The organism is Clostridium estertheticum (assembly GCF_026650985.1).
Taxonomy (GTDB): domain Bacteria; phylum Bacillota; class Clostridia; order Clostridiales; family Clostridiaceae; genus Clostridium_AD; species Clostridium_AD estertheticum_C.
Genome location: NZ_CP086239.1, coordinates 1,601,613 through 1,614,055, shown reverse-complemented (window position 1 = coordinate 1,614,055; position 12,443 = coordinate 1,601,613). Strand labels below are relative to the sequence as shown.

Sequence of the window (12,443 nt, the reverse complement as noted above, 5' to 3'; positions counted from 1 at the left end):
AGGTGAGGAGGGGATAACTTGTTTTTCAATACATATCCTTTATTTAACAAAGGTAGAATATTAAAAATAGAAATGTTAGAGCAGTTAAGAGATCTCCCAAGGGAGTTTATGGATATACGACTTGCACAGTATTCTAGTGGGATACTGTCTGGATGTAGCATAAAAGCAAACAAGGATTATATTATTGTGGACAAGGGGATAGTTAAGCATAATGATATGATCTACATGCTAAAGGAAGAGTGTATTATTCCATATAACAACTCAAATAAAACGGTAATATTAAAAATTAAGTTTTCAGATGAGACAAGGGATAAGGATTTTATTAAGTGGGAAGCTCAAATATATATAGATGACAATTTAGATAATCAGTGTGATGAAATTGAATTATGCAGATTCACAGCAAAAACAGGAGCGATTCTTAGAACTGATTATGTTAGTTTTAAAGATATGTCAACGCAGTATGACACTATAAACATTATAAATAGTCCATTTGCAGCATATGAGAAAAGCGGTCTATCTCCAATTATTCTAAGATATTTTGCAAAAAAAGCTTTTCAGTATAATCTAACCAATGCCTTAGATATATGTTTTTGTATGCAATGTTTACAATCACAACAGGTATTAGATAGGGAATTGTTATTAAATTATATAGCAAGCCGTCTAAAGCTAGAATTAAGGGATTATTCGAATGAACAGATTTATGAGAATTTATTGATAATATTAGATGAAATAGAGGGCGGAAGAAAAAACGCTAGTAATAAAGGTAGGATGGGTTATAAAAAAATAGTAGTTGATGTATAAATAAATATAGGGAGAGAGGAAATATGGATAAAAGAATTGACGAGAAAATTTTAGATTTTATAAATGAATCAGAAAAAAAACAAGCAAAAAAAGATATTTGTAGTGGACCTATAAAGATTGGAGATAGATATTATGAATTTGAAGAAAAAGAGTTCTTTGATGAAAAATTGAAAATATATATTCCAAAGGATTTTGAGGATATGCCACTTGATGCAAGAAAATTTAAATATCCATCGGAAAGCCGTCCAGAAATAATAAAGAGTAATGAAGAAGGAAGTATAGCTATAACACTCAACATTATTGATAGTCCGTTAGATGAAGAACGTGTTGAAGAACTTAAAGATGGAATGAAGATGATTATAAAGAAAAGCAATCCATCTAATGTATTTTATGAAGATGGGGTTTTAGAAGTTGAGTCTAAGAACATAGGATTTTTTGAATTTAAGAGCTCAGTAATAGATGATTTCTTATATAATTTAATGTTCTTTTTGGAATTTAAGGAAAAGACTTTAATGGGAACTTTCAGTTGTCCCTATAAAAAATATAATGATTGGAGAGATGTTGCTTTTCAAGTAATAAATAATTTAAAAGTAGTAAAAGAGGAGAAAGGAGATGAAAATTAATGAGTGAGGAATACATGTATACACAGGGAGATATCTTAATTGCACCCTATGAATTTCAAAAAATATTAAAACTAAAGGTAACTAGAAATTTAAATGAGCATGCAAAACTTTATATAAGTGGAATCATTGATGAAGAAAATATTGATAAATATGTTGAAACATCAGATGAAAAGTCTAGTATTACAATATCACTTAAGGATGATAAAGATTCTGTTACAGATGTGTTCCAGGGGGTAGTTACGAATATTCAAGTTAATGCAAATAAAGATGTAAGAACCTTAGAAATAGAGGCGTTAAGCAGAACTTTTTTGATGGATATCAAGAAAAAAAGTAGAACATTTCAAGATAAAAACTCTAGTTATGGAGAAATCTTTAATATTGTGAACGGTGAATATACTAACATCAACATATTAGACAGTATTACGAATGGGACTAAAATAGATAAGTTAATAGTTCAATATAAAGAAACAGATTGGGAATTTATAAAAAGGTTATCTTCACATTTTAATGTGCCAGTAGTATCAGAATGTCAATTAAAAGATATAAAGTATTCAATAGGAAATTCAGGATGTTACACAACATATGAAGTTGATAAATACAATTATTCGATAAAAAAAGCATTACAAGAATATAGGATTAAATCAGAAAATGGAATTAGTGGTTTAAACGAGATTAACTTAATAAGTTATGAGGTAATAACGTATAAAGTAATGTATTTATACAATTTAGTTGATTTTAAAGGTAAAAGTTTATATATATACAGTTCAGAAATGGAACTTCTATATGGTATGATTTCTAACAAATATATATTAAGGGATAATAAGGGTATCAAAGTACGTAGAGATTACAATGACAAGGTAGTAGGGGTTTCTCTTAAAGGAAATATTTTAGATACAAAAAATGACACGGTTAAAATTAATTTAGAAATAGATGGAAATCAAGATATAGGTAAAGCAAGATGGTTTCCATATTCAACAGTTTATTCATCGCCAGATGGTACAGGTTGGTACTGCATGCCAGAGGTTGGAGATGTAATAAGACTATATTTTCCAGACAATGAAGAGAAAAATGCATATGCAATAAGCTCAGCAAATCTTAAATCAAGTGATAGCGAGAAGCGTAGTGATCCAGCAGTGAAAAGTATAGGAACAAAGTACGGAAAACAAGTGGTAATGAAACCAGGTGCTGTAGAAATTATAGGAAATGGAAATTTACTGATGAGATTAACAGATGATGGTGGAATAGAAATTAATAGTGATAAAAAAATAGTTTTGGATGCTAAAGAAGATATAGAAATAACCGGTGGTGGCAAGATATCGATTCAAGGTGGTAATGGGGTAGATTTAACTCAAGGTGGAGCAAAAATTAACATACAAGATAATGTAACTATGAGTGGTGGAAAGGTTAAGATTGAATAGGTACATGTCAAATGAGGAGGTGTACAAGCAAGCGTGATAATACAAGAAAATAAAGAGGAACTCCTAGCAGAATTTTATGAAAAGTATGTAGCTAATAGATGGATTAATGATTTCCTTAAAATTGATGAAATATATAAAAGTGATAATTATGTTATAGATGGAAACTTAGTTTCAGCATTTAATGAAGTATGTAAACAGGCTGTAGATCTTCAAGAGAAACAATTAAAAGGGGAAATAAGGTATATATATTTTTCTCTTCTTAGAACTAGTCTTCTTGAAAATAAAGGAGAATATAGGATTGATTTATATGATGAAAATTGGTTTTTAGATAAGCAGGAATGCTTTATTAATATAGATTTAAATTTTATTTTCGCCTCAATTTTTAAGTATACGGAAGAACTCAAGGAAAAGAAAAAAGAGTGTGGAAGAAGTATAACTGATATGGATATAGAAAGTATGATTTTTGATGAAACTGATAAATATCATGTTTTAGCAGTGGAATTTTTAAAAGGACTTATAGAAAAATTTATGGAGACATCTTCTTATGAAAAGATGAAGAAAGCAGAAGATATCAGGATGTTTGTTGGAGAATATATGGATGAGGCAGAGATGATATATCCAGAAGAAAAATAAAAAAGGAGAATGTATGGATTATTTTTTATTAAAACAAGATGAAAGATATACAAATACGCCAAGACTTATAGATGTATTTAAGAAAATTAACATGAAAAATCTTAATCTTCTAAATGCTCATAAAATTGAAGACATGATAATATTTAATGTAAATGCCGATGATAATTGTGAATTCTTAGATGTATTAGATAGTCAATTATTTTTAATATCAGATGAGCTTAAAAAAATCATTGAAAAATATGATAGGGATATTTTGTTTATTAGTCTACCACTTATTGATGGATTACATGATAGACAAGAAAATTATTCTTTACCTATATTTGAAGAAATAGAAGCCTTAAGTGATAAAACAGAGCTAGGTTTAGATAAAAGAATAATTAAAAACATAATCCTAAGTAAAGAGAAGATTAAAGGTAAGAAAATATTTAGAATAAAAGAAAGTACAAAACCATTAATAGTTGTAAGACTTGATGTTGCAGAAAGTCTTTTAAGACGTGATTTTAAAGGAATAAAACTTGAGAGATTACAAGTGGAGGAAATTTCAAATTAAAGTAATAAATATTGAAATGGGAAGTGAAACAATATGAGCGATAATTATTATATAGTAAGAGGCGCAAAAATGAGATGTGACAAAGGTACGCATGCAAGAAAAATAAATCTACCTGAAAGTCATGGAGCATATGCAACAGAAAAACCTATGATGAATAAAAGTGATAATGTGGTAAATAAAAACATTAGTTATTTTGGAATTTGCAGAGAATGCAAGGAAGGCGAAGATATTTATTTAATTGGTGAAGATGGGAAGCAACTTCCACCAGGGAAAAAGTGTCTTGTGAAAGTATTAGGGGATTGGATGAAGGTAAAAGAGGATACATTGGTTGATGGGAAACCAGCACTTACAGCAGAATCTGTGCTTATATGTTCTTTACATCAAGGAAAAATAAAATTTGTGACAACCGGTCAAGAGAAAGAGTAACTAGAATAGAGAAAGGGGAAAGTAAATGGGGGCAGTTCATACACTAAGGGTTAAATCACCTTATCAATTGCTAAATATAGAGAATATAAAAATTGAAAACAAACCTAATGAACATGGATATTTATATTTAAAATGTTTGATAGATGACTCAACAAATTTTCAGTCTACTATAAATGCTTCCACTGATGATAAAATATGTGTTTATGAAGAATTAAAAGATGAAAATTCTAATAATGAAAGCAAGATAATATTTAATGGAATAGTGCAAAATATTAGGACAAGCAATATAAACGGAAATTATTACTTAGAAATACAAGCACTTACATCAAGTTTTGAATTGGATGTAAAAGAAAAAAGCAGATCATTTCAAGATGTAAATATGACGTATGATGAACTTATAGGAATAATTATAAAGGATTATCCAGGCTACAGCTATGTTCAATGTATAGGGGAAGGGAAGGAGATAGGAAAACCTTTATTCCAATATAAAGAAACAGACTGGAGTTTTTTAAAGAGAATATCAAGTGAGTTAAAATCAGAACTATCTTGTGATATAATAGAAACACTTAATATGTTTTATTTTGGGAGGCCAAGTAAAACAAGTTATAAATTAGAAGATACTAGTGATTATAAAGCTTGCAAGGATTTAAAACAATATCATGAATCAGGTGGAAGCGAAGCTGGGCATGATACTGACTATTTCTATTATGAAATAGAAACAAGAGAAAAGTATGAAGTAGGGGCTAATATTAGCTTTAAAAATAAGGACTTTTATGTAAATCAATATAAAGCTCGTGCTTTAAGTGATGAAGTTATTTACAAATACCGATTATGTAGGAAAAACGGGGTATGGCAAACTAAAGTTATAAATTCACTTATCGGTGGAGCATCTATTGAGGGGAAAGTTCTTGAAGTTAAGGGTGAAAAGATAAAACTTCATTTAAATATAGACAAGAGCCAAGATAAAGACAAAGCTTCCTGGTTTCCGTATGCACCACCAACTGGAAATGTAATGTATTCAATGCCTATAGTTGGAACAAGCGCAAGTTTGTATTTCCCAAGTGAAACTAGTGAAGAGCCAATTGTAACTGGATGCGTTAGAACAAATGGAAGCAGTTGTGCTAAAACAGCAGATACAACAAAAAGGTATTTTGGGACGGAACATGGTAGTGAAATAGAAATGGTGCCTGGTGCTTTGAATATAAAAGGTGGAAGCAAAGAGCCACTTAGTATAAGTTTTGATGATGCGGTTGGAGTAACAATTAAAAGCCATAAAAAACTAAGTTTAAATGCAGCTGGTGGAATAACAATGAAAACACCACAAAGCATTAAACTTAAGGCACAAAGTCAAATACTTGTAGCAAAATCAGGAACTAAAAGTGGATTTTCAATGGAAACCGATCTGCACTTCTTATCCAATAATGTAATAAAAAACGGAAGTGATAGGGAAGCTTTTGCTGCATTTGATGATGAACCCACGATAGGTAAAAAACCAGAACCTAAGCCGGTTAAAAAAGCAGTTGTAGCAAAGCCACCTGCAGAAAAAAAGAAAGGGTTTAACTGGGGTAAATTAGCTGGAAATGTTCTTGCAGGTTTGGCAGTGGTGGCAGTTGTAGCAATTGCCGCAGTTGCAATAGCGGTAACTTTGGGAGCAGCAACAGCGGTGGTAGCAGCAATTGCAATAGGTGCGGCAGTTGCAGGAACAGCAGCAGTTGCAAGTCAAGCAATATCAGATGTTCAAAGTGGAGAAGTAAGTGATATAACTGCTTATATGAAGGCTGGGGGTAGAGAAGCACTTGTAGGAGCACTCTCAGGAGCTATATTTGGTCCGTTTGGTATGGGAGAAGCATTAGGTGCTAAAATGATAATAGGTGGATTAACAAATGGCGTTGAAAGTTTAGTAAGACAAACATTAGAAGGCAAAGGTATAAACTTTAAAACTTTATTACTGGATGCAGGAATTGGAGCAGCAACAGCTGGAGTATTCCATGGTGCAGGAAAATTATTTCAGAAAGCATCACCATTTGTTAAAAATGCATTTAGTAAAATATCATCAAATATATCAGATAATATGAAAGCGGCAAAAATAGCATTTAATAATATGGATATGCCAAAAGATGTGAAATTAGCATGTGGTTTAGGTGGCGGAGATTCTAAGGTAGCGAAAGAATTTGTTAAACAATTCAAAAAGGCTAAGAATGGTATTAACGATGAGGTAAGTGAATCTAAAATATTCCAAGGCAAAGATGTTTATGGACCATATTATGAAGAAGCACAGCAACTATACAAATCAGATTCAACCTACTTTTCCAATCCGGATGAATCTACTATAGTAAGTGGAGATCTATTGAAAGAATCCAGATTACAATACAATAAAATGGTTGCTAAAGGGGAGTTAAGTAAGGGTCATCATAGTCAAGGGCTTGCATTTGGAGGTGAAAATGTTGAATCGAATATTGTTCATACAGGTGAATCAACTATAAAAAGAAGTGAAATGGGAGAAACAGACTTAGATTTTTACTCTAATTATGGCAAAAAAGATGCTAAGATCTTAAAGATTCATGAAGAAAATGGGATTTATACTTTTGGTCTTAATCCAAAGCATACAGAAGCAACTAACTTCCAAAATAAAGTAATTAGATGGCAAAAAGAAGAGGGTTTAAGAAAATAAAAACATAAAAACATAAGGAGAAATTATGGAGAATAAAAGTAAATTACATTTTGAAGAAAATTGGTATGGAAATGCACAAAAGGGTATTGATACAAAACAATTATGGAATAAGCTTGGTATGACGACTAATGAAGTAGATAAATTTTTAATAATTATAGAATTGTTGAAGTTAGGAGATTTTTCAGCAAAGAAAGATTTAATTATAATGATGAATGAAAGTAAAGATGTAGAGATAAGGAAGTTTACTAGTATGTTATTCTGTTCAATTGCAAATCATAGTGATGTTCACTCAATTGAAAAATTTTTAGCAACTGGGTGTGAGGATGAGATTTGTGCATTTACTACATATTCATATCAACTATTGTCATTTAAAATAGTTCCATATTTACTTGCGTTGTTAGAAGAATGGGATGACACATATGTTGAGCAGATTATTAGGGATGCATTAAGTTATATACTTGATTATGAAAGATTTTTACCAGAAGAGTGCACAGTAGATGAAATTGGAGAATTATATCTTAAAATAATACAAAATTCAGAAGAGGGAAGATATTATTATAAAGCAAATTTAGTATTTCCAGGAGATTTAACAAAAAAATTAATTGAAGCAAGTGCTATTTCGAGAAAAAACAATAAATCATTACTATTAAGTACAATTCCAAATTTACTTTCAATTTGGAGCGGTATTGAATGTCCGGTAGAATATAATACAGTGGTCGATGATGATGGGATGAGAAAAGTTTTTGATTATGTTAAGCAAATATCTAAAATGAATTGGGAAAAAGGATGCAAGTATTTCTATGGATATAAGATATAGATAATACACAATTACTCAACAACGTCCTATGTTAGAGAATTTTATAAGTCCTATAAAAAATTGCCTAACACATTATAATGTTCTATGTTTAAAAGTCTTAATATAAGCACTTATATCAAGTTTTGAATTGGACGTAAAAGAAAAAAGTAGATCATTTCAAGATGTAAATATGACCTGTGATGAGCTTATAGGAAAAATTTTAAAAGATTATTCAGGATATAGTTTTACTCAATGTATTGCAGAAGGACAGAAGATAGAAAATCAATGGGCTAGTGCAATTAAGGAAGGGAAAAGTGTAAAAGTAAATGGCGAGGTTAAATATGATGGAGATAGTTTACGACCATTAGAATTTAATGTACAATATGAAATTGATGGAAAACATTTTGTAAGTGATATCTTGAATTAGTAAGGAGATGATTATAATGAGTAAAGTATTTGAAGATTATTTCAGTGAATTACAAGCGGACATGGTATCAATATATTTGGAATATGTAGATAGATGTGCATAAAAAATATATATTTATTGTTCTTTTGAAGAGGGAGTTGTAACTAACGACTATTTTTATAATATTAATGGAAAGATATTAGAACGTCACAAATTAAAAGATGGTTTAGCGAACTCAGAGAAAAAATACAATATATCTGTTGAACGACAAAAGGGTGTAATGGAAATTATAAATACTGATATAAAGAGTATGCTGAAGTTATGTAAGGAATATCAAAGAGAAATGCCAACAGAAATAAAATTAGTTTATGATGTATTAAATAATAGTCTAAAAACAGAATATAAATATAATTTGGTATATTCTAATGACCCAGATAAGATTGCTAATGATATTGCTATGGAGTGGTTTGTAAATATTGGATTGGAAAATAGTAAGAAAGAAGTCATTGGTAAAGATTTTAACGAAATTTAGGAATAAACTAATTTAATAAAAAATTAAGTTTAGCAAATAATGAAAAATATATAATTTGTATAATAAATCTTACTGCATAATTCAAATTAAGTTCATTACTATCAAGAAAAAATCATTCAAAAAAGTTAAGTAGTAGAATAATTTGCTTCAGACTACGACATTGTGAGCAAATTAAGCAATACCAAATGTTTGATACAATTGAATTACGCTCAAATACGTCATAGGCACATCTTGAAAAATAATAATTAAGATTAACAATTGAAGTTGATTCCGTTGTTAGTCTTTTGTTTTGTCTAAAAATAACAATGAGATGATGATAAATGATAAAAATAGTAGAAGAATTCAAAACAAACATAATGGAGGATGGGAAAAGAACTAATACAATACAAAGCTATGTTGGAGATATTTGAGTATTTCTAAAATACCTTGAACAATGAAGGTAGAATTTGACGGAGCACTAAAAAGATTCTATATAATAAGCTATAATAACTATTAAATTGATAACATGATAGAGAAGCTTTTGCTGTATTTGATGATGAACCAACGGTAGGTAAAAAGCCAGAACCTAAGCAAGTTAAAAAGGCGGTTGTAGCAAAAACACCTGAGGAAAAGAAGAAAGGATTGTAAATGCTGAAAATCGAATGAAACGAAAATTTCCTAATGAATTAAAATTATTTTATCAGGAAATAGGTTATGGATTTTTGTGTAAAGATGATAAAATACATACAAACAGAATAATGCATCCGAGTGATATAGCAAATTTTTATTGTGAAGATGAAGTATATAGTTATGTTGATAGAGATTTATATGAAAGTAATGAGATGATATTCTTTGATTTGGGGGGGGGAATGGAAATTTTTTAACGCTAAATGTTGGGATTAAAAAGAAATAAAGTATGGTATAAATTTATAAGAAATAAAACGAAAGGCTAACATGAGGAGAAATTTTCGTGTTAGTCTTTTATATATTAATGTAGTAGATAAAAGCAAAAGTAAGATAATATTTAATGGAATAGTGCAAAATATTAGGACAAGCAATATAAACGGGAATTATTACTTAGAAATACAAGCACTTACATCAAGTTTTGAATTGGACGTACAAGAAAAAAGTAGATTATTTCAAGATGTTAATATGACGTATGATGAACTTATTGGGATAATTATAAAAGATTATCCAGGCTATAGCTATGTTCAATGTATAGGAGAAGGACAGAAAATAGGAAAACCTTTATTCCAATATAAAGAAACAGATTGGAGTTTTTTAAAGAGAATATCAAGTGAGTTAAAATCAGAACTATCTTGTGATATAATAGAAACACTTAATATGTTTTATTTTGGGAGGCCAAGTAAAACAAGTTACAAATTAGAAGATACTAGTGATTATAAAGCTTGCAAGGATTTAAAACAATATCATGAATCAGGTGGAAGCGAAGCAGGTCATGATACTGACTATTTTTATTATGAAATAGAAACAAGAGAAAAGTATGAAATAGGGGCTAATATTAGCTTTAAAAATAAGGACTTTTATGTAAATCAATATAAAGCTCGTGCCTTAAGTGATGAGGTTATTTATAAATACCGTTTATGTAGGAAAAACGGGGTATGGCAAACTAAAGTTATAAATTCACTTATTGGTGGAGCATCTATTGAGGGGAAAGTTCTTGAAGTCAAATCATCTCCTGCGGAGCTGCAATATTAACAACTTCAGAAGGAGATTTATACTCCCACTGAAGTTTTCTATTCGTTAGGGGGTGTAACTCCAACTTATGAAGTGGGAGACTTTCCTTCTGAAATGTTGTTAAATGTGAAAAGATAAAACTTCATTTAAATATAGACAAAAGCCAAAATAAAGACAAAGCTTCCTGGTTCCCGTATGCACCACCAACAGGAAATGTAATGTATTCAATGCCTATAGTTGGAACAAGCGCAAGTTTATATTTTCCAAGTGAAACTAGCGAAGAGCCAATTGTTACTGGATGCGTAAGAACAAATGGAAGCAGTTGTGCTAAAACAGCAGATACAACAAAAAGGTATTTTGGCACAGAACACGGCAGTGAAATAGAAATGGTGCCAGGTGCTTTGAACATAAAAGGTGGAAGCAAAGAGCCACTTAGTATAAGTTTTGATGATGCAGTTGGAGTAACAATTAAAAGCCATAAAAACTAAGTTTAAATGCAGCTGGTGGAATAATAATGAAAACACCACAAAACGTTAAACTTAAGGCGCAAAGCCAAATACTTGTAGCAAAAGCAGGAACTAAAAGTGGATTTTCAATGGAAACTGATTTGCACTTCTTATCCAATAATGTAATAAAAAATGGAAGTGATAGAGAAGCCTTTGCTGCATTTGATGATGAACCTACGGTAGGTAAAAAGCCGGAACCTAAGCCGGTTAAAAAGGCAGTTGTAGCAAAACCACCTGAGAAAGAAAAGAAGGGTTTTAGTTGGGGTAAGCTATTTAATGCAGCAGTTGCGGTAGTCGCTCTAGTAGTTGTATCGGTGGCTACATTCGGTGCAGGAGCTGTAATTGGAGCTGCGCTAATAGGAGCCGCTCTTGGAGCAGCATGTAATGTTGGCGGAACAATAGCCTCGGATATTAAAAATAATAAAATGAGTAGCCCTCTTGATTATTTAATAAGTGCGGCAAAAGGAGCGCTTGTAGGTGCACTATGTGGTGCAATATTTGGACCGGCTATGGCAGGAACATCTTTATTTGCAGCAGAAACTACAGGCCAGTTGGCTCTAAATTTTGCTAAAACATTGTTCATAGGTGGAGCAGAAAACTCTACATATTATTCACTTAATGAACTTGCTAATTTTCGTATGCCTAATTTAGGAGAACAGTTAAATCAATTTAAAAATGGAGTTTTATTTACTGGACTATTTATGGGAGGAGCTAAAGCTCTAGAGACTGCAGCACCGTGGATTAAAAAAGGTGCAAGTAAAGTCATGGATAACATTGAAAAAAATGTTAATAAGTTTGGAAAATATATAGATGATTTAGTACCAGCAAGAGCGGTTACACCAGATGGGCAAACTGTTTATATTAAAAATGACCCAATAAAATCAGGTGGGGGCGGAAAGAAAGTTGAACTAAATAAACAGCAGAATGATTATAATAAAGCTGTTGAAAAGGTGAAAAGTGGTAAATTATCAGGTAAAGAAGTAGAGTTAAAATGGTTAAGTGATAATTATAAAGCTGTTGAAATTGAGGGAACTGTAAAAGTTAATGGTGAAGTTAGAGATATTTCAAGACGTGTATATCAAACGGATATTAATTGGGATTATATGCCTAAAGATATTAATGCTAAGGGTCTAACTAATAAAGAATTAGCTTTAAAGGGGAAATCACCATATGCAGTTGATAAAAATGGTATCGAGGCAAAGATAGAATTACATCATTTAGTACAAATAGAAGCTGGAAGCATGGTAGAAATAGTAGCAACTACTCATGATGAATTTACTAAAATATTACATGGGTTAGTAGAAAGTGGAGGTAGCTTTAGAAATAATGTTACTTTAGATAAACAATATTCAAATTTTTTAAAGAAATATTGGAGATGGAGATCAAAAAATATGTAAGGAGTGA

Annotated in this window: 14 protein-coding genes and 1 pseudogene; all 15 read left to right on the top strand. The window is 30.8% G+C overall.

The window, feature by feature from the left end; genetic code table 11:
• Positions 1 to 18 precede the first annotated feature (18 nt).
• The 15 genes and pseudogenes from LL038_RS08025 (at position 19) to LL038_RS07960 (ending at position 12,436) form a co-directional block, all read left to right on the top strand.
• Positions 19 to 801 (top strand): hypothetical protein, encoded by a 783-nt coding sequence (locus LL038_RS08025; RefSeq protein WP_216126524.1) that lies wholly within the window; start codon positions 19 to 21, stop codon positions 799 to 801.
• Between the two features lie 23 nt (positions 802 to 824).
• A complete protein-coding gene (locus LL038_RS08020) occupies positions 825 to 1,424 on the top strand; it encodes a hypothetical protein (RefSeq protein ID WP_216126526.1) in 600 nt (199 codons plus the stop codon).
• Positions 1,424 to 2,842 (top strand): contractile injection system protein, VgrG/Pvc8 family, encoded by a 1,419-nt coding sequence (locus LL038_RS08015; protein WP_216170893.1) that lies wholly within the window; start codon positions 1,424 to 1,426, stop codon positions 2,840 to 2,842. The genes LL038_RS08020 and LL038_RS08015 overlap by 1 nt, the downstream gene beginning before the upstream one ends.
• 33 nt (positions 2,843 to 2,875) lie before the next feature.
• Positions 2,876 to 3,475 (top strand): hypothetical protein, encoded by a 600-nt coding sequence (locus LL038_RS08010; protein ID WP_216128140.1) that lies wholly within the window; start codon positions 2,876 to 2,878, stop codon positions 3,473 to 3,475.
• A gap of 13 nt (positions 3,476 to 3,488) precedes the next feature.
• Entirely contained in the window at positions 3,489 to 4,025 is a 537-nt protein-coding gene (locus LL038_RS08005; RefSeq protein ID WP_216128138.1) for a hypothetical protein, read from the top strand.
• A gap of 33 nt (positions 4,026 to 4,058) precedes the next feature.
• Positions 4,059 to 4,451 (top strand): DUF4280 domain-containing protein, encoded by a 393-nt coding sequence (locus tag LL038_RS08000; protein WP_216128136.1) that lies wholly within the window; start codon positions 4,059 to 4,061, stop codon positions 4,449 to 4,451.
• 25 nt (positions 4,452 to 4,476) lie between these two features.
• Entirely contained in the window at positions 4,477 to 7,122 is a 2,646-nt protein-coding gene (locus tag LL038_RS25545) for a hypothetical protein (protein WP_326493194.1), read from the top strand.
• A gap of 25 nt (positions 7,123 to 7,147) precedes the next feature.
• Complete coding sequence (gene imm47, locus LL038_RS07990; protein WP_216127848.1) at positions 7,148 to 7,939, top strand: Imm47 family immunity protein; 792 nt, start codon at positions 7,148 to 7,150, stop codon at positions 7,937 to 7,939.
• 106 nt (positions 7,940 to 8,045) lie between these two features.
• Positions 8,046 to 8,195: pseudogene (locus LL038_RS25645) on the top strand (late control protein D); the annotation flags it as partial.
• Positions 8,175 to 8,345, top strand: coding sequence for a DNA/RNA non-specific endonuclease (locus LL038_RS25640; protein WP_418921890.1), 171 nt, complete (start codon positions 8,175 to 8,177; stop codon positions 8,343 to 8,345). The pseudogene LL038_RS25645 and the gene LL038_RS25640, both read left to right, overlap by 21 nt.
• A gap of 259 nt (positions 8,346 to 8,604) precedes the next feature.
• The gene (locus LL038_RS07980; RefSeq protein ID WP_216127844.1) at positions 8,605 to 8,856 is read left to right on the top strand and encodes a hypothetical protein; all 252 of its coding nucleotides are present in this window, start codon (positions 8,605 to 8,607) and stop codon (positions 8,854 to 8,856) included.
• A gap of 620 nt (positions 8,857 to 9,476) precedes the next feature.
• The gene (locus LL038_RS07975) at positions 9,477 to 9,719 is read left to right on the top strand and encodes an SMI1/KNR4 family protein (RefSeq protein WP_326493211.1); all 243 of its coding nucleotides are present in this window, start codon (positions 9,477 to 9,479) and stop codon (positions 9,717 to 9,719) included.
• A gap of 70 nt (positions 9,720 to 9,789) precedes the next feature.
• Positions 9,790 to 10,554, top strand: a complete 765-nt coding sequence (locus LL038_RS07970; RefSeq protein WP_216127840.1) for a hypothetical protein — start codon at positions 9,790 to 9,792, stop codon at positions 10,552 to 10,554.
• A gap of 197 nt (positions 10,555 to 10,751) precedes the next feature.
• Positions 10,752 to 11,021: a hypothetical protein gene (locus LL038_RS07965; RefSeq protein ID WP_216174264.1), complete on the top strand. Its 270-nt coding sequence runs from the start codon at positions 10,752 to 10,754 to the stop codon at positions 11,019 to 11,021.
• 26 nt (positions 11,022 to 11,047) lie between these two features.
• Positions 11,048 to 12,436: an HNH/ENDO VII family nuclease gene (locus tag LL038_RS07960; protein ID WP_216127833.1), complete on the top strand. Its 1,389-nt coding sequence runs from the start codon at positions 11,048 to 11,050 to the stop codon at positions 12,434 to 12,436.
• Positions 12,437 to 12,443: the final 7 nt, after the last annotated feature.

Excerpts from the sequence above, each read along its gene's own strand:
- imm47 (WP_216127848.1), top strand. The coding sequence starts at position 7,148 with ATGGAGAATAAAAGTAAATTACATTTTGAAGAAAATTGGTATGGAAAT.
- LL038_RS08000 (WP_216128136.1), top strand. The coding sequence starts at position 4,059 with ATGAGCGATAATTATTATATAGTAAGAGGCGCAAAAATGAGATGTGAC.
- LL038_RS07980 (WP_216127844.1), top strand. The coding sequence starts at position 8,605 with ATGGAAATTATAAATACTGATATAAAGAGTATGCTGAAGTTATGTAAG.
- LL038_RS08015 (WP_216170893.1), top strand. The coding sequence starts at position 1,424 with ATGAGTGAGGAATACATGTATACACAGGGAGATATCTTAATTGCACCC.
- LL038_RS25545 (WP_326493194.1), top strand. The coding sequence starts at position 4,477 with ATGGGGGCAGTTCATACACTAAGGGTTAAATCACCTTATCAATTGCTA.
- LL038_RS07970 (WP_216127840.1), top strand. The coding sequence starts at position 9,790 with ATGAGGAGAAATTTTCGTGTTAGTCTTTTATATATTAATGTAGTAGAT.
- LL038_RS08020 (WP_216126526.1), top strand. The coding sequence starts at position 825 with ATGGATAAAAGAATTGACGAGAAAATTTTAGATTTTATAAATGAATCA.
- LL038_RS07965 (WP_216174264.1), top strand. The coding sequence starts at position 10,752 with ATGTATTCAATGCCTATAGTTGGAACAAGCGCAAGTTTATATTTTCCA.
- LL038_RS08005 (WP_216128138.1), top strand. The coding sequence starts at position 3,489 with ATGGATTATTTTTTATTAAAACAAGATGAAAGATATACAAATACGCCA.
- LL038_RS07960 (WP_216127833.1), top strand. The coding sequence starts at position 11,048 with ATGAAAACACCACAAAACGTTAAACTTAAGGCGCAAAGCCAAATACTT.